16 protein-coding genes are annotated in these 18,026 nt (G+C 41.4%); 11 read left to right on the plus strand and 5 right to left on the minus strand.

The window, feature by feature from the left end; translation table 11 throughout:
- Positions 1-70 precede the first annotated feature (70 nt).
- Genes modA through modC form a run of 3 tightly spaced genes read left to right on the plus strand, consistent with a single transcriptional unit; the run spans position 71 to position 2,637 of the window.
- Entirely contained in the window at positions 71-853 is a 783-nt protein-coding gene (gene modA / locus M1F05_RS05175; protein ID WP_206085478.1) for a molybdate ABC transporter substrate-binding protein, read from the plus strand.
- Positions 854-878: 25 nt separating this feature from the next.
- A complete protein-coding gene (gene modB / locus M1F05_RS05180; protein ID WP_206085323.1) occupies positions 879-1,568 on the plus strand; it encodes a molybdate ABC transporter permease subunit in 690 nt (229 codons plus the stop codon).
- Position 1,569: 1 nt separating this feature from the next.
- Positions 1,570-2,637: a molybdenum ABC transporter ATP-binding protein ModC gene (gene modC / locus M1F05_RS05185; RefSeq protein WP_318825977.1), complete on the plus strand. Its 1,068-nt coding sequence runs from the start codon at positions 1,570-1,572 to the stop codon at positions 2,635-2,637.
- 102 nt (positions 2,638-2,739) lie between these two features.
- On the opposite strand, the gene M1F05_RS05190 is transcribed toward modC, so the two are convergent.
- From M1F05_RS05190 to M1F05_RS05200, 3 genes are all read right to left on the minus strand, one after another.
- Positions 2,740-3,315 (minus strand): LemA family protein, encoded by a 576-nt coding sequence (locus tag M1F05_RS05190; RefSeq protein WP_206085325.1) that lies wholly within the window; start codon positions 3,313-3,315, stop codon positions 2,740-2,742.
- Positions 3,316-3,331: 16 nt separating this feature from the next.
- Positions 3,332-4,036: a hypothetical protein gene (locus M1F05_RS05195; protein ID WP_206085326.1), complete on the minus strand. Its 705-nt coding sequence runs from the start codon at positions 4,034-4,036 to the stop codon at positions 3,332-3,334.
- A 606-nt stretch (positions 4,037-4,642) separates the two neighbouring features.
- On the minus strand, positions 4,643-5,461 hold the full coding sequence (locus tag M1F05_RS05200) for a pyridoxal phosphatase (RefSeq protein ID WP_206085327.1): 819 nt from the start codon (positions 5,459-5,461) through the stop codon (positions 4,643-4,645).
- A 241-nt stretch (positions 5,462-5,702) separates the two neighbouring features.
- On the opposite strand from M1F05_RS05200, the gene pgl reads away from it, so the two are divergent.
- On the plus strand, positions 5,703-6,689 hold the full coding sequence (gene pgl, locus M1F05_RS05205; RefSeq protein WP_206085328.1) for a 6-phosphogluconolactonase: 987 nt from the start codon (positions 5,703-5,705) through the stop codon (positions 6,687-6,689).
- Between the two features lie 235 nt (positions 6,690-6,924).
- Here pgl and bioA read toward each other — a convergent pair whose 3' ends face one another.
- On the minus strand, positions 6,925-8,205 hold the full coding sequence (gene bioA / locus M1F05_RS05210; RefSeq protein ID WP_206085329.1) for an adenosylmethionine--8-amino-7-oxononanoate transaminase: 1,281 nt from the start codon (positions 8,203-8,205) through the stop codon (positions 6,925-6,927).
- A 93-nt stretch (positions 8,206-8,298) separates the two neighbouring features.
- On the opposite strand from bioA, the gene bioB reads away from it, so the two are divergent.
- The 5 genes from bioB to uvrB all read left to right on the plus strand — a co-directional run bounded on the left by bioB (position 8,299) and on the right by uvrB (position 14,572).
- Positions 8,299-9,336, plus strand: coding sequence for a biotin synthase BioB (bioB, locus tag M1F05_RS05215; protein ID WP_206085330.1), 1,038 nt, complete (start codon positions 8,299-8,301; stop codon positions 9,334-9,336).
- Positions 9,336-10,493 carry an 8-amino-7-oxononanoate synthase gene (gene bioF, locus M1F05_RS05220; protein ID WP_206085331.1) on the plus strand — a complete coding sequence of 386 codons (1,158 nt, stop codon included), beginning with the start codon at positions 9,336-9,338 and terminating at the stop codon, positions 10,491-10,493. Before bioB ends, bioF begins: the two co-directional genes overlap by 1 nt.
- Positions 10,471-11,256: a malonyl-ACP O-methyltransferase BioC gene (gene bioC / locus M1F05_RS05225; RefSeq protein WP_206085332.1), complete on the plus strand. Its 786-nt coding sequence runs from the start codon at positions 10,471-10,473 to the stop codon at positions 11,254-11,256. Before bioF ends, bioC begins: the two co-directional genes overlap by 23 nt.
- Complete coding sequence (gene bioD, locus M1F05_RS05230) at positions 11,249-11,923, plus strand: dethiobiotin synthase (RefSeq protein ID WP_206085333.1); 675 nt, start codon at positions 11,249-11,251, stop codon at positions 11,921-11,923. The genes bioC and bioD overlap by 8 nt, the downstream gene beginning before the upstream one ends.
- A gap of 630 nt (positions 11,924-12,553) precedes the next feature.
- Positions 12,554-14,572, plus strand: a complete 2,019-nt coding sequence (uvrB, locus tag M1F05_RS05235; RefSeq protein ID WP_206085334.1) for an excinuclease ABC subunit UvrB — start codon at positions 12,554-12,556, stop codon at positions 14,570-14,572.
- A gap of 741 nt (positions 14,573-15,313) precedes the next feature.
- Here uvrB and M1F05_RS05240 read toward each other — a convergent pair.
- A complete protein-coding gene (locus M1F05_RS05240) occupies positions 15,314-16,222 on the minus strand; it encodes a gluconeogenesis factor YvcK family protein (RefSeq protein WP_206085335.1) in 909 nt (302 codons plus the stop codon).
- Between the two features lie 302 nt (positions 16,223-16,524).
- Between M1F05_RS05240 and M1F05_RS05245 the strand changes: the two genes are divergently transcribed.
- Together M1F05_RS05245 and M1F05_RS05250 are read left to right on the plus strand one after the other, a co-directional pair.
- Positions 16,525-17,022, plus strand: coding sequence for an RNA polymerase sigma factor (locus tag M1F05_RS05245; RefSeq protein ID WP_206085336.1), 498 nt, complete (start codon positions 16,525-16,527; stop codon positions 17,020-17,022).
- A gap of 2 nt (positions 17,023-17,024) precedes the next feature.
- Positions 17,025-17,954 carry a FecR family protein gene (locus tag M1F05_RS05250; protein ID WP_206085337.1) on the plus strand — a complete coding sequence of 310 codons (930 nt, stop codon included), beginning with the start codon at positions 17,025-17,027 and terminating at the stop codon, positions 17,952-17,954.
- Positions 17,955-18,026: the final 72 nt, after the last annotated feature.

Here is an 18,026-nt window from a genome sequence, read left to right on the forward strand (position 1 = left end):
TATACGTAGTTTAACTTTAAGTTATCGCTGTGTCCTGATATATATAGCGTGTTAACTAATACTATGGTGGATTAAAATGAAAAAAGGTTTGGTATCTCTTCTTGCTAGTGCAACATTAACGTTAACAATGGCAAGCAACAGCTTTGCCGCTGATAAAATTACCGTTTTCGCTGCTGCTTCTTTAACTAACGCGCTGAATGAAATTTCAGAACAATACAAAAAAGAATCCAATGTAGAAGTGGTGGCATCTTATGCATCGTCTTCCACATTAGCCCGTCAAATTGAACAAGGCGCACCTGCTAATCTGTTTATTTCTGCTGACCAACAGTGGATGGATTACGCTATCGATAAAAAATTAATGGTCGAAAATACACGCTACACCTTATTAGGTAATGAGCTAGTATTAATCGCACCAAAAGATTCAAAAATAGATAAAGTCGAAATTAACAAACAAACAGATTGGAAAAAACTGTTAGATGGTGGCCGATTAGCAGTTGGTGACCCTGACCACGTGCCAGTCGGTATCTATGCGAAAGAAGCATTAGGTAACTTAGGGGCATGGGAAACCGTTGATCCATTATTAGCACGTACCAATAACGTGCGTAGTGGTATGGCACTGGTTGAACGCCAAGAAACACCTTTAGGTATTGTGTACGGCTCTGATGCGGTTGCAAGCCAAAAAGTAAAAGTGGTGGGTATTTTCCCTGCAGATTCACATAAACCTGTTGAATACCCAATGGCTATCGTTAAAGATCAAGACAATAAAGCGACTCGTGACTACTACGAATACCTGAAAACCCCAGCGGCTTCTGAAGTGTTCAAACGTTACGGTTTTGATCCACGTACTAAATAAAAACTAAGAGAGTGTTTCGTTGCAGATGTTAAGTCCTTATGAATGGGAAGCAATTTACCTGAGCCTCAAAGTATCCAGTGTCGCTGTGATCCTCAGCTTACCCCTCGGTATTTTAACGGCTTGGGTATTGGTTCGCTGTAATTTCCCGGGTAAAACACTGCTCGATAGTATTATCCATCTACCACTGGTGCTGCCACCCGTGGTAGTGGGCTATTTATTATTGATCAGCATGGGAAAACGCGGTTTTATTGGTGAATGGCTGTATAACTGGTTTGGTTTTAGCTTCACGTTTAGTTGGCGAGGTGCAGCACTTGCATCTGCGGTGGTGGCTTTCCCCTTAATGGTGCGGGCTATTCGCTTGGCTCTCGAAGCGGTAGACCGTAAACTCGAACAGGCCGCGAGAACACTAGGGGCAACGCCTTTACGTGTCTTTTTTACGATCACGATCCCTCTTTCTTTACCGGGTATTATCGTGGGTACTGTGCTGGCTTTCGCTCGTTCTCTGGGTGAATTTGGTGCCACTATTACTTTTGTGTCTAATATACCAGGTGAAACCCAAACGATTCCCCTTGCTATGTATACCCTGATTGAAACACCTGGTGCGGAAGTTGATGCTGCCCGTTTGTGTATTATTGCCATCGTTTTAGCTTTGATTTCATTATTAATTTCAGAATGGCTAACCCGTTGGGGTAAAAAACGTTTGGGGGTAGCGTAAGATGTTAGAACTCGACTTTTTCCAAAAGTTAGGGGATTTGCAATTAGAAGTGAATACCCAGCTACCCACTGAAAGTATTACTGCCGTTTTTGGATTATCGGGGGCAGGCAAGACCTCTTTAATTAACGTGATTGGTGGGCTAACGAAGCCCAACAAAGGGCGCATAGTGTTAAATGTCCGCACCTTAGTGGATATCGAAAAGAAAATTTGTTTGCCGCCTGAACAACGCCATATTGGCTATGTGTTCCAAGATGCTCGGTTATTTCCGCATTATCGTGTCAAAAATAATTTGCGTTATGGCATGGCCTCAACAATGAAATCACGTTTTGATGACATTGTTGAGTTATTGGGTATTGAACAACTCCTTAATCGCTATCCGATAACGTTGTCGGGTGGGGAAAAACAGCGTGTTGCTATTGGTCGTGCATTGTTAACGGCCCCTGAAATTTTATTGATGGACGAGCCGCTGGCTTCTTTAGACTTACCGCGTAAACGTGAGTTATTGCCTTATTTAGAAAAACTGTCTCAAGACGTTAAAATTCCCATTCTGTATGTAAGCCATAGTTTAGATGAAATCCTGCGCTTGGCGGATAAAGTGATTGTGATGGCAGATGGGAAAGTTAAAGCGTTTGGGCCACTTGAAGAAGTATGGGCGAGCAGTGCGTTGCGTCCTTGGCTACAAAAAGAAACATTAAGTAGTGTCATCAGTGCGACAGTGCATAGCCAGCATCCAGATTACGATATGACAGCAGTGGTTGTCGGTGGTCAAAAGTTATGGATCCCGCGGGTTGATAGCCATCAAGGTGCAGAATTACGTATTCGTGTCGATGCTTCTGATGTTTCATTGGTGCTAGAAAAACCGTCAATTAGCAGTATTCGTAATATTCTTTCTGCAGAAGTGGTTGAATGGATTGAAGATGGCGAGCAAATTGATGTGAAACTGGATTTAGGCGATGAGCACTATTTGTGGGCTCGTATTACGCGCTGGGCTCGTGATGAGCTGTCAATTCGTAAAGGCCGCAAGGTGTACGCGCAAGTTAAGGCTGTGTCGTTGTCACGTCATTTATAATCTTAAATCATGTGGTTAACAGAAAGCCACATACAACAGTATGTGGCCAAGATGGTGGTATTTATTCGTTATCCGTGCTGACTGAAAGTGATACATTCATAATCAAAAGGAGGGCTTAAATCCAATTGCATTCGCAGACTCTTCATGATCAAACGGCATGGCTGGGTTTTTCTTTGTCATTATATTGTTAATCATACTGTTAGGGAAAACCTCTATGGCTGTATTGAAGGTTGCCACATTACTGTTGTATATACGAATTGCAGCCCCTACGTTGTCTTCTTGTTCTGAGATTTCATTCGCCAAATCACGATAAAGTTGAATTGATTTTAAATCAGGGTAATTTTCTACGGCGACATTAAAATGACTTACCGCATTTTTAAAATCGTGCTGAAAATCCTTTAATGTGTCAGGTGTTACATCATTAGCTGAACGGTTTAATTTCGCGGCTGCGGTACGCATTTGAGTTAAACTATTGAGCAATGATGATTCATATTCTTTATGGTCTTTTACCAAACCTTCAATTTTAGGAATAATTTGTGTTTTTTGACGCTCTTGAGTGATCACATCAGCCCAAGATTGGCGAAGCCGATTGTGTTTTTGAATAATACTGTTGTGGATGAGGATCGTTGCGAGTATAGCAATAGCGATGATGACTATAAAAATTAAAAATCCACTCATGGATGATTTCCTTATTTTAAAAATTATTATTAGTATATTTTATGATATTTTGGTGTAGCGTCATTAGTTTCTCTAGTTTCGGTAACTTATTTTTTTCACTAATTTCATCAGAAAATTCAGAAATACTTTCCAGATTATAATGATATTTTCCACTAATAACATCGTCATCAGAGAAACTAATACACATTACACCCTGTTGGTCTATTTCAATATTGAGCTTTTTAAATGTATTTCGTGCATTCAGTAATAATTCAACGATAGTTGGTTTTAACCATTTAGATAATTCTAACTCATTCATCGCACCAAGTTTGAAATATTTAGAGAATTCGATTGATGAAGCTTTATATTTTGTTGCATGGGGTACGATACCGCTTGAGATAACTGCTATATTTTTAAAATATGAGTAGTCGGTCATGATCCCATAACGGTAATAATGGTCATAACGGGTTTTCTTCGTTGTTGTCGTGTTACCTTTGCTGTCGGTTGTCGTTTCTTCGGTCTCAACTTCATCAACAAATTCAAATTTATAAAAACTGAATGCTGGTACTGTGTCTGAAAGTGTGGGGTATTCATACATTATTTGCCGTGAATAGTTGCCTCGGTTAAATTCGACAAAATTTTCAAGGTTATTATGCGCTATACCTGAATTAAGTGGCTGAGGATGAATCCCATAATCTAATAACGCAATACCAGTGTAGATTTTGTGACTGATTTTCTTCATTCTGGATCTTCTAAATAGGCATACAGACAAGGACATCAGAGTTATGGCAGCACTGGCAACTAGGATATAGGAATGATATTCCCCCCACGTTTTATCATAGTCGGAATAATAGGTGATATATAGCACCCAGAGAAAAACACTAAAGCTCAAAGAAGCAAGGGTATACAAAATACCATTTTTATACTTGAGTGGTTGGCCAAAGTTCTGTACTAACTTTAGTGCCTTATTGAAATCATCGTGATTTATTGCATTGTTGGCGATGTATTCAATTTCTTTAATGATTTTTCTGACAGAAGAATTATGTTTTAGCATTTTTAAATTATTATATTTATGAGTCCTAAAAGCATTATCTAAAAAAAAGAGGCATTAATATACAAATATAAAAAGATTGAAAATAATGGAGATTGAGGAATATAAGTAAAAATAATAAAGATATGGGTTAAAATACTTCTCTTTTCCCAGAGGCGATAAAGATGCAGAATAAAATAGTATTATTTATTATTTTTAAGCTTTTGTTGTTTTCTTCTTGATGATTAATTTTCAGAAATGACCTAAAAAATAAAAAGAGAGCATTGCTCTCTCTTTTTATACAAAAACGTTTAAATATTATAAAACGTATTTGCGGATCACTTCAGCGATACCAGGTTCGGTATTTTCGCGAGTGACCAGTTTGGCTTGCTGCTTGATTTCATCGACAGCATTGCCCATTGCGACGCCGAGGCCTGCGGTGGTAAGCATGCTTAAGTCATTGAAATTATCACCAAAAGCGACAACATTTTCCATTGTCATACCTTGGGATTCAACCCACTCTTTTAAACGTTGGCCTTTACTATTTCCTTTACGACCCACATCCACCTGATCCATCCAAGACCATTCACAATCTAAGCCAAAATCATTTTCGATTTCGTTGACGACTTGGTGTAACTGCTCTTTATTTTGTGAGCTAACCGCAAATTTCCAAATAGAATCATAGTTATGCATCACATCCGCATAGTCTTCAACAAACTCAATGGTTGGACGTTGTGCGGCGGGTAATGAATCAGCCCAATTTAATGTGCGCGTAATACCTTCAGTTTTTGCGTTATATAACATCGCGTTATCCACATACATTAAATGTTGGATATCGGTTCCGCGTAACTTATCAATCATTTGAGTGACTGAATCGAGGGTCATTGGATTTGATTTGAGAACTTTTTTCCCGAGATAGTCATAAAGGTAAGTACCGTTACAGCAAATAGCAGGAGTATCCAGATCAAGCGCTTGGTAAAAAGGGTGAATGGCGACATGGTGACGGCCTGTCACGATGATCACTTTGACGCCTTGGCGGCGGGCTTCTTGTAGGACAGCTAACGATTCAGGCAGGATCTTCTTTTGATGATCAAGCAGTGTTCCATCGAGATCGAGCGCAATAACGCGGTATGACATAAACGGCTCCACGTGATTTTAGAAGTGACCTATAGGCGAGCTATAGGAATGAGGTCATTTTATCATCATAGCTGATAATAGTAACGAACTGAACCGTTTTAGTTTAACGATGTTGGTTTAAGGTAATAGCGGCATTGGCGTTAATTACTCACAGTAATTTAAAAAATATAAGGTATAGTGGCCTAATACATTTAGGTTATCGATGCGGCTTAGCATTTTTGTCATGAATTAAGGAGTTCAGATGGAACAGGTTGTTTATATTGCAAGTCCCGAAAGTCAGCAAATTCATGTGTGGTCAATGAATGAAGTGGGGGAGTTGACGCTTCTGCAAACTGTGAAAACACCAGGACAGGTACAACCAATGGTGCTAAGCCATGATAAAAAGCACCTGTATATTGGTGTGCGCCCAAATTTTCGCGTCGTAACCTATGAGATTGAAACGAAAGGCACGTTACGCTTAAAAGCAGAAACATCAGTACCAGGTACACCTGTACACTTATCCCTTGATAATACAGGTAAATACTTGTTTGTGCCTTCCTATCATCAACACAATTTATCTGTGTTATCGATGAATCAAGATGGTGTACCGAGTCAAGTGATCCAAGTGATTGAAGGCTTGCGTAACCCTCATTCATCTCATGTCGATGCAGATAATCAGCAACTTTGGGTGCCTTGTTTAGGGGAAGATCATATCCGCTTGTTTGATCTGAATGAGAAAGGGTATTTAACGGAAGCAACAGCTGACCAAATAACAACCGCGCCAAATTCAGGCCCTCGCCATTTGGCATTCCATCCAACGGAGAAAGTTATTTACTGTGTAAATGAACTGGATTCAACCATTGGTGTTTATCGTAAGTTCACCCGTTATCGTACAATGCAAACATTGGCAAACTACCCTGCAGGCAATGAAAGCCAACGTTGGGCTGCCGATATTCATGTGACGCCAAATGGTCGCCATTTATATGTCAGTGAGCGTTCAGAAAGCTACATTAGCCACTATATTATTTCTGATGATGGCTGCGAACTCACGTTAGAGGCGCGTTACCCAACCGAGGTACACCCAAGGGGCTTTAATATCGATGCAACTGGGCGTTTTTTAATCTCCAGCGGGCAAAAATCCGACCATATTTCAGTGTCAGAGATTGACGGGATTACTGGAAAGTTAACAGAGGTGGGGCGTTATTCTGTAGGTAAAGGCCCTATGTGGGTACTGTCTTTCATCCTTTAATCTCCGTCATACTTCGAGTTATAGCTGTGTTGGCTTCACGCGGGTACCCTAGTCACATACTTATGTATACTCCTAGGGATACCCTTGTTTGCCGCCTTGCTATAACTCAAATTATTTAGGAGATTATCTGTTTAAAAATCTGTTTAAAAATCTGTTTAAAAATCTGTTTAAAAATCTGTTTAAAAATCTGTTTAAAAATCTGTTTAAAAATCTGTTTAAAAACAAAGTATTAAGTTTATTTTATTGATTGCCCTAAGACTTTGGCCATAGTATCGATGACCTTAGTGAGTTGCTCAGGGGTGATGATATACGGTGGCATAATATAAATTAATTTGCCAAATGGGCGTACCCATACGCCATTTTCCACAAACACCTTTTGTAAAGCGGCGGTATTTACAGGCTGCTTCATTTCAATCACGCCAATAGCGCCAAGTATACGCACATCTGCAACAGCAGAGTGTGAGGCTAAGGGCAGCAGTTCGGTTTTGAGTTGTTGTTCAATATTGGCAATCGTTTGTTGCCAAGGGCTATTAAGCAACAGAGTTAGACTTGCATCGGCGACAGCACAGGCTAGGGGGTTACCCATAAAGGTCGGGCCATGCATAAAACAACCCGCTTCACCGTTGCTAATCGTTTCTGCGACGTGGCGTGTTGTGAGCGTCGCTGAAAGCGTCATATAACCGCCTGTTAATGCTTTACCTAAGCACATAATATCTGGTGATATATTGGCGTGATGACAGGCAAACAGTTTTCCTGTACGCCCAAAACCTGTAGCGATTTCATCTGCAATGAGCAAGATCCCATATTCATTACATAACTGGCGTACACCTTTCAAATACTCAGGGTGATAGATACGCATTCCCCCCGCGCCTTGTACGATCGGCTCTAAGATGATCGCTGCAATTTCACGATGATTTTTAGTTAATTCACGAATTAAAGGCTCAAGATCACTTGGCTCCCATTCATCATAAAAACCACATTGTGGGGCATCCACAAAGATATGCGGTGGTAAATAGCCTTTATACAGACCATGCATGGAGTTATCTGGGTCACAGACCGCCATCGCACCAAAGGTATCCCCATGATATCCATGGCGTAATGTTAAAATTCGTTGACGTTTTTCACCTCTAGCTTGCCAATATTGCAGCGCCATTTTAAGCGCGACTTCGACGGCAACAGATCCTGAATCGGCCAAAAATACACACTCCAGTGGATCAGGAGTCATGGCGACTAACTGCCTGCATAAATTCACTGCGGGTGGGTGGGTTATTCCGCCGAACATCACATGAGACATCTGATTTAATTGGCTTATGACTGCTTGGTTGAGTTCAGGATGGTTATAGCCATGAATCGCTGACCACCACGAGGCCATCCCGTCAATCAATTTTTTTCCATCTGCCATTTCGAGCTCAACCCCGTGTGCTGCAACGATTGGATAGGCTGGGATAGGGTGACTCATTGAGGTATAAGGGTGCCAAATGTGTTGGCTATCAAAAGCAATATCGTGACTATTCATCATTACCCATTGTAAACTTTTTTAGATCATTTTAGTTGACATGATAACCACAATATTTAAACTGGCAACAATTTTTTCAACTGGAGTGTCTCCATGAATACATTAAAACAGTGGACAATAAAACAAGCTAATGAACTGTTTTCAATGCCTTTTTTTGAGTTGTTATTTCAGGCGCAACAAACACATCGCCAACATTTTGACCCACAGCAAGTACAAGTCAGTACCTTGTTGTCTATTAAAACAGGCGCATGTCCCGAAGATTGCAAATATTGTGCGCAGAGCGCTCGCTATAAAACAGGTTTAGAAACAGAACGTTTGATGGAAGTTCAGCAAGTGCTTGAATCAGCAAAAAAAGCTAAGCAGGCCGGGTCTACGCGTTTTTGTATGGGGGCCGCGTGGCGCAATCCAAAAGAGCGTGATATGCCTTATCTTGAAATGATGGTGAAAGAGGTGAAATCCCTAGGGATGGAAACCTGCATGACTTTAGGGATGATTGATAACTCCCAAGCCCAGCGCCTCGCTGAGGCGGGTTTAGACTATTACAATCATAACCTTGATACATCCCCTGAATATTACGGCAATATTATCACGACGAGAACATACCAAGACCGTTTGGATACTTTGGGCAATGTTCGAAATGCAGGGATAAAAGTGTGCTCAGGCGGTATTTTAGGCTTAGGTGAAAAAGTTAGCGACCGTGCCGCTTTGCTGGTGCAATTAGCCAATTTACCAAAACCACCAGAAAGCGTACCAATTAATATGCTAATGAAAGTGGAAGGCACGCCAATGGCAGACAATGAAGATGTCGATGCCTTTGATTTTATTCGTACTATTGCAGTGGCTCGTATCATGATGCCGACGTCATATGTACGTTTATCGGCAGGTCGCGAGTATATGAATGAGCAAACTCAAGCGCTCTGTTTTATGGCTGGGGCAAACTCAGTTTTCTATGGCTGTAAGTTACTCACCACACCTAATCCAGATGAAAACAAAGATTTAGCACTGTTTAGGAAACTGGATATTAACCCAGAGCGTATTGATACGGATGAAGGGGATAACCAGCAAGCTGCGAAATTGGCAGAAACATTGTTAACCGCTGATAACGCAAAGTTTTATAATGCAGCAGTATGATGAGCTGGCAAACTTTCCTACAAGACCAGATCGAACAGCGCAAACGTGCCTCGATCTGGCGTCAACGTCAATGTATTGAAAGATCTGATGGTAGAGAGCTATACCAAAATGGCGAAAAATACCTAAATTTTTCGTCTAATGACTATTTAGGGTTATCTCACCATCCTGAGATTATTGCTGCATGGCAACGTGGTGCAGATATCTATGGAATTGGGAGTGGCGGTTCAGGGCATATTACTGGGTATACCCAAGCGCATGTTGCACTTGAAAGTGAACTGGCACAGTGGTTGGGTTACTCAAAAGCACTGTTGTTTATTTCCGGTTTTGCAGCAAACCATGCGGCGATCACGGCGTTAATGACAGCAAATGACCGCATATTAGCCGATAAACTCAGCCATGCATCTATTATAGAAGCCTCAATACATTCAGGGGCTCAATTAAGACGCTTTTACCATAACAATACATCCTCTCTTGAAAATTTAATTAATAAGCCAGCTTCAGGGAAAACCCTTGTGATTAGCGAGGGGGTTTTTAGTATGGATGGGGATAGTGCCCCACTGAATACCTTGCAGGATATTGCAAAAAAACACAGTGCGTGGCTAATGGTTGATGATGCTCATGGTATTGGTGTTTGCGGCTTTCAAGGGAGAGGGAGTTGTTCGGCTTATGGCATTAAACCTGAAATTTTGGTGGTGACATTTGGTAAAGCGTTTGGTTTAAGCGGAGCTGCCGTGCTTTGTGATGACCAAACCGCGGATTTCTTGGTTCAATCAGCACGCCATTTAATTTACAGCACGTCTATGCCACCCGCGCAGGCGGTTGCATTATTAGAAGCAGTTAAACAGATTAAGTTGGCAGATAAACTGCGTGAAACTCTTCAGCAGAATATTGAATACTTAAGGAAAAATGCCAACTTTAAACAAATGAAATTTGCTGACTCAACCACAGCCATCCAACCTTTAATCATTGGTGATAATGAGACATGCCAACGTGCTGCAGCATTTTTACGCCAAAAAGGGATTTGGGTTCAAGGGATCCGCCCACCAACAGTTCCGCCAGGCAGTGCAAGGTTGAGGATCACGTTGAGTGCAGTACATCAACAAAACGATCTTGATAAATTATTGGAGGCTTTAGATGACTTCGATCATTTGTCATGACAAACAAAAAATTGCGGCGGCATTTGGCCGAGCAGCGACAAGATACGATGCTATCGCTAACTATCAGCAGACAGCAGGAGAGCAACTGCTCAATAAATTGAAATCGACCCTCGTTGCAGCGCAGGTTAACATGCCTTTACGGGTATTAGATGCGGGTTGTGGTACGGGTTTTTTTAGTCAAAAGCTGAAACATCAAGGCCATACAGTCACTGCACTGGACTTATCTTCTGGCATGTTAGATGTCGCCAAAAGTAAGAATGCAGCAGATGAATATTTGTGTGCTGATATAGAGTCGATCCCGACTCATTCAGCGCAGTTTGATGTGGTTTTTTCCAATTTATCCATTCAATGGTGTGAAAACTTACATGGTGCATTGAGTGAGCTATACAGAGTAACAAAGCGTGGTGGTGTGATTGTTTTTACGACGCTCGCAGAGCATTCGCTTAATGAATTATCCAAAGCTTGGCAGCTGCTTGATGAATATTCTCATGTGAACACCTTTTTGAGCCCACAAGCTATCACCTCGAGCTGCCAAACATGGCGCCATGAGCTGTCTTTTCAAAAAGATACGCTGTATTTCCCTGATTTAATTAGTCTATTGAATTCACTTAAAGGGATTGGAGCGACCTATTTGACCGAGGGACGCCAAACAGGGCTAATGACTCGTAAGCGCCTTCAGCAGTTAGCTTTAGCTTATCCGATGGCTCATCAAGGGCTACCGTTAACTTATCAAACCGTATTTGGAGTCATCTATCGTGACTAAAACTTATTTTGTAACAGGAACGGACACTGAAGTTGGAAAAACCGTGGCAAGTTGCGCTTTATTGCAAGCCGCTAATGCTCAAAAGTTTAACACTGTCGGTTATAAACCTGTTGCCTCAGGGAGTGAACAAACACCAGAAGGGCTGCGCAATAACGATGCTTTATTATTACAAGCGAATAGCCGAGTGAAATTGCCGTATTCATCAGTCAACCCCATTGTTTTTGAAGCCCCTACTTCACCGCATATCATCAGTGAAAAAGTGGGAGAGCCTATTGATTTTTCGGTTATTAATCAAGGGTTGTTAGAGGTTCAGAAAAAAGGGGATTGGGTGTTGGTTGAAGGGGCTGGCGGGTGGTATACCCCATTATCCACTGAAAAAACCTACGCAGATTGGGTTATTGAACAGCAACTTCCTGTTATTTTAGTGGTGGGCGTGAAATTAGGTTGCATTAATCACGCATTATTAACGTTAGAGGCGATTAATACCGCTGGTTTATCTGTGGTCGGCTGGATTGCCAATGAAATTGAACCCGCAGGTATTTATCAGGCTGAATATCTTGCAACACTCAAACGCATGATTAACTCACCTTGTTTAGGGATCTTACCTTATCAGCCCCAACTTAATGAATCCACGTTAGGTCAATATTTGGATCTTACGTTATTGTGAAATAAATAAAGGGCTTAATATTATTGTTTTAGGCCCATTTCCCCCTCTAATAAATGATCAATTGTTAAATGCTTTGTTGATCTTGTTTAACGTTCTTAACCTATTTTTTGTCAAGTTTTACCGTAGAAATAGTCTGATGATCGAACTAAAACAGATAAAATCTCTTTTTTTAAACGGATACTACGTAAAAATTTTTTCATATAACTGCCATCGTTTTGTCATTTATTCAATGTTTAACAAATTTTACTCATGACGAGAAAGCATGAGCCCTAAGGGCTTCAAGAGTTATCCACCATTTCTGTGGATAACCTTGTGTATTAACATTATAAAACAACTTCTATGCTAGGCGGCAAGCGGCTTTGCCTTTATTTGATGTGATTCTGGACTTTGAGATAATTTTATTTAAATACAATAGGTTAAATAAAATCAAGACTTCAATCTATATTTGCGATAGGGCGATAAAAACCAATAGCATAAAATATAACGTTTTCCAAAGGTCAAGCATTATTTTGGGGATAACATTTTTATAAACTCATTGGAACGTCGGATAGAGAAAATATTAAATTCAGGACTTGAAGCTGTTTTTTTATCCAGTATTATAGAAAAAGAGACACGTTACGAGGCGGTAATATGAGTAAGGATTTTAAGCTGTATTCTGATTTTCAGCCAGCGGGGGACCAACCTGAAGCAATTCGTCAATTACGCGAAGGGCTGCAAGATGGCTTAGCGCATCAAACGTTATTGGGAGTAACAGGGTCAGGGAAAACCTTTACGATAGCTAATGTTATCGCAAAAGAAAATCGCCCAACCATGTTGATGGCTCATAACAAGACCCTTGCGGCACAACTTTACAGCGAAATGAAAGCTTTCTTCCCAGATAACGCAGTAGAGTACTTTGTTTCTTACTATGATTATTACCAGCCTGAAGCCTATGTGCCTAGCTCTGATACATTTATCGAAAAAGATGCCTCTGTAAACGAACACATTGAGCAAATGCGCTTATCTGCGACTAAGGCCTTACTTGAACGTCGTGATGTCATTGTGGTGGCTTCTGTCTCAGCTATATATGGGTTAGGCGACCCTGATAGCTACTTAAAAATGATGCTGCACCTCACCGATGGCATGATCATTGACCAACGCTCTATTTTAAGGCGTTTAGCTGACCTGCAATACAGTCGTAACGACCAAGCTTTTACCCGTGGTACTTTTCGCGTTCGCGGGGAAGTGATTGATATTTTTCCTGCAGAATCTGACGAATACGCGTTACGTGTCGAGCTGTTTGATGATGAAGTTGAACGTCTATCTCTCTTTGATCCACTGACGGGGCAAATTCAACACCGTGTGCCTCGCTTTACGGTTTACCCAAAAACACATTACGTCACACCAAGAGAACGTATTTTGGAAGCGATGGAGCATATCAAAGAAGAGCTGGTGGATAGGCGAAAAGTGTTGTTAGAAAATCACAAACTGGTGGAAGAACAGCGTATTACTCAGCGCACTCAATTTGATTTAGAAATGATGAATGAACTGGGTTACTGCTCAGGGATTGAAAACTATTCACGCTATTTATCGGGTCGTGCTCCAGGTGAACCACCTCCGACATTGTTTGATTATTTACCTGCGGATGGCCTACTGGTGGTGGATGAATCTCACGTGACCATTCCTCAAATCGGGGCGATGTACAAAGGTGACCGTTCCCGTAAAGAGACCTTAGTTGAATATGGTTTCCGTTTGCCTTCGGCATTGGATAACCGACCAATGCGTTTTGAAGAGTTTGAAGCTTTAGCACCGCAATCTATCTACGTATCTGCAACTCCTGGCAAATATGAGCTAGAAAAATCAGGCAATGAAGTTATTGAGCAAGTGGTTAGGCCGACAGGCTTACTGGATCCGATTATTGAAGTGCGCCCTGTGAGCACGCAAGTAGATGATTTGTTATCTGAAATCCGTATTCGTGTGCAGAAAAATGAGCGTGTATTAGTCACCACGTTGACCAAACGAATGGCGGAAGATTTAACAGAATATCTGGAAGAACATGGGGAGCGTGTTCGTTACCTTCACTCAGACATTGATACGGTTGAACGGGTAGAAATTATTCGTGACTTACGATTGGGTGAGTTTGATGTGCTTGTTGGTATCAACTTATTAAGGGAAGGCCTCGACATGCCAGAGGTGTCTTTAGTGGCTATTTTAGATGCAGACAAAGAAGGTTTTCTGCGTTCAGAACGTTCTTTGATCCAGACAATAGGCCGTGCAGCACGTAACTTAAACGGTAAAGCGATCCTTTACGGCGACCGAATCACCAATTCGATGGAAAAAGCGATAGCAGAAACCGAACGCCGCCGTGCAAAACAAATGGCATTCAATGAAGAACATGGCATCGTACCGCAAGGGTTAAACAAGAAAATTGGCGATATCCTGCAGATAGGTCATAAAGTTGGCGGGAAAGGCAAAGGGCGCTCAAAAGATAATGCCAAGAGTGAGACATCAATTGATATACAAGGTATGTCGACGAAAGAGTTGGAACGACGTATTTCGCAACTTGAGGCACAAATGTATAAGCACGCACAGGACTTGGAGTTTGAAGCGGCAGCGCGAGTGCGTGATGAGTTGCAAGAGATACGATCTCAGTTTATCGCCAATTCCTAATCTTCTTTATCTTCTTCATACTTCGCGTTGTGGGGGTGTTGGCTGCGCTCAATCACTCGGGTCACATACTTATGTATGCTCCCCGAGATGCTTTCACTTGCCGCCTACCCACAACGCAAATTATTTTGAAGATAAATTGTCATTTTATTTCATTATGTTGGGGAGTAGGGGAGTAGGGGAGTAGGGGAGTAGGGGAGTAGGGGCAATCACTCGGGTCACATACTTATGTATGCTCCTTGGGATACTTTCATTTGCCACCTAGCCACAACGCGAATTTTCTACATACTTCGCGTTGTGGGGGTGTTGGCTGCGCTCAATCACTCGGGTCACATACTTATGTATGCTCCCCGAGATGCTCTCACTTGCCGCCTACCCACAACGCAAATTATTTTGAAGATAAATTTTCATTTTATTTCATTATGTTGGGGAGTAGGGGCAATCACTCGGGTCACATACTTATGTATGCTCCTTGGGATACTTTCACTTGCCGCCTGCCCACAACGCGAATTATTTTGAAGATAAATCTTCATTTTATTTCATTATGTTGGGGAGTAGGGACAATCACTCGGGTCACATACTTATGTATGCTCCCCGAGATGCTTTCACTTGCCGCCTACCCACAACGCAAATTATTTTGAAAATCAATAGGATTGGTATAGAAATATCTTTAAAATAGAGAACAAAAAATTGGCTTGAGTAGCATTCCACCTTTGGGAGCCAAAGGTGGGATAAATTAGGAAATTACAATAGCGGGACGGTTTCTTCGATGGCTTGTAGGAGCAGCTTTCTATCGTGGCGATAAGGGATATCATCCGCTTCGAGGACGCGCTGGATAATCTTACGGTCACTGCTAATATCACTGGTTTGTGTGCGTGGCCCAAGGATCAACGCATCAATCTTTTTGCAGCCAATATAGTTTTCCATCATCTGCAATTTCTCAGGTAAAGTCAGATTAGCGGCTGAAGAGCCCACTTCCTTACCTAAATTACCAATATAAATCATTGGGGATTTACATTCACGCAAGGCAGTGGCAATCTCGTCCAGTAGTAATAATGGCATTAAACTGGTGAAGAAACTACCAGGACCAATGATAATCAAATCCGCTTGGTGAATAGCTTCTAACGCTTCACGTGTGGCCTTAACGCGAGGGTATAGGCGTAACTCTTTCGGAATTTCGCGCAGGGCATCCACATTGACCTCGCCATAGACCTCATTACCCATCTCATCAATCGCCATCAAATCAACAGGGGATTCTGACATTGGAATGAGTTGCGCATCCACTTTGAGCATATTGCGAATTAAATTAATGGCCTCGAGTGGCCTAACACTCAGGTGATCTAATGATTTTAGCATTAGGTTACCTAAGTTGTGGCCAGAGAGTTCTCCATTACCGCCGAAACGGTATTCAAACATTGCTGAAGCAATTGATGGTTCAGTGATTAACTGATTCAAACAGTTCCGCATATCGCCCCAAGCAATCCCGCCTTCGGAACGACGAATTCGACCTGTAGACCCGCCATTATCTGTGGTGGTCACAATTCCAGTTAGGCGAGGGCCTAAAGAGGAAAGGGAAGACATTACGCGACCTAGCCCATGCCCGCCGCCAAGGGCAACAACATGTTTCAGGCTCGCCAGACTACTATTTGGCATAGTGTTCCTATATCAATCAGTCAATATTCGGCAAATAAACAGTCACTACTTAGTGCTTTTTATCTGTGGTTTGCAGTGTTTACAGAGCCGAACGTATCAAAAATGAAATCTAAAATAAATTGGGCGTTAATCTACCATAAAACATCATTGTTCGCTGAGTTACTGTGATAAAAAACAATAAAAGGCAATATTCCAGATTTACCTTAACCTCTTAGCAAAAAACACCTGAATGTTTCCATTTTGAATATTTACCTATATAGTGTAAATAATTCTCATTTTCATTGTTTGTGTTATGGCTCAATATGTCTGATTCTGAGTTGCAACGCTTGTTTGCACGCCATTCTTCCTCATTATGTCGCTACCTCAACATGTACCTTAAAGACCATAGTTTGAGTATGGATATTGTGCAGGAAAGTTTTGTACGGATGGCTGAACTGATGAAGCACTCAACGATTCAAGATTTTGACGCTTATCTTTATCGGATTGCGAAAAACCTGATGATTGATCACTTTAGGGAACAAAAAGCACGCCCTTCAATGGTTATCAGTGATGAGCAATGGCAAGAAATACCTGCACAAGTAAAAAGCCTTGAAGCAACAGCAATAAGAGAGCAGCAACTTAGCCAGATACAAGCCATTATTCAAACATTGCCCAAGAGAACACAGGCTATTTTTCGTTTGCACCGAGAAGAGGGATTGACTCAAACCGAAGTGGCTCAATTGTTGAATATTTCGCTCAGTACTGTTGAAAAGCATTTAGCCAATGCATTGGCTGTTCTGATTCATCAATGGAAGGATTAATCATGAAATCAACAACATCTCCATCTGAAATCGAAAACACAGCGGCGATGTGGGTCGTCAAGACCACTCAAAGAGAGCTGAATGCACAAGAAAATAGCGAGTTTCAGCATTGGGTGAATGCATCGAAAGAGCATGCCAATGCTTATTATCGTGCAAGGCAAATTTGGGCGTTAACTTCCTATAATCAACAGCCTAGAAAAACAGAGAAACCAATTAAAGCCACAAAAAGTTTTGTGAAAGTTTCCGTTGCAGCCAGTATTTTAGTGTGTGGTTTGGTGACTTTGATTTGGTGGGGTGAAAATCAAGAACAGATTGATTACCAAGCCAGAATTGGTGAAGTTCAACATATCATATTGCCCGATGGCAGCCAAGTCGACCTCGATAGTGGTGCACAATTACAGCTAGCTTTTGACGGGCAATATCGACAAGTCAATTTGCTCCAAGGACGTGCCTATTTCTCTGTTGCACCTATCACTGGTAGTGAACTGCGTCCTTTCCAAGTTAAGGCGAGAAATGGTGTAACTCAAGCGCTGGGAACAGAGTTTGCCATTGATAATGAAGGGGATAATGTTGGTGTAAGTGTCTATCAGCACAGCGTTAAAATATCGCTATTATCAGGACAAGAATTGACGGTAAAAGCAGGCAGCTTTACGCAATACCAGCAGCAAATTTTACCCACAATACCACTTGCCAAACAAGCGTCAGAAGGATGGCGTGAAGGCCAGATTATTTTTCAACAGCAAACGCTTTCTGAGATTACCGCTGAAATTAATCGTTACCATAAAAAGCGAATTATTATTTTAGCTAGCGACAGTAAGGAAAAACTAAGCGGCGTATTGCAAATTAACACACTAGAAAGTGGACTTAAGTACCTTGTGTCATCAAAAGGACTCACGATTTATGAAGTACCATTTTTCACATTAATCTACTGATAGATAAAGAAATTATTATTTTTCACAAGTATTTAAATTATTTTTACGGGTTTCTTTCATTTCTACGTCTTA

Origin of the sequence: Providencia sp. PROV252 (genome assembly GCF_033676005.1) — a bacterium.
GTDB lineage: Bacteria > Pseudomonadota > Gammaproteobacteria > Enterobacterales > Enterobacteriaceae > Providencia > Providencia vermicola.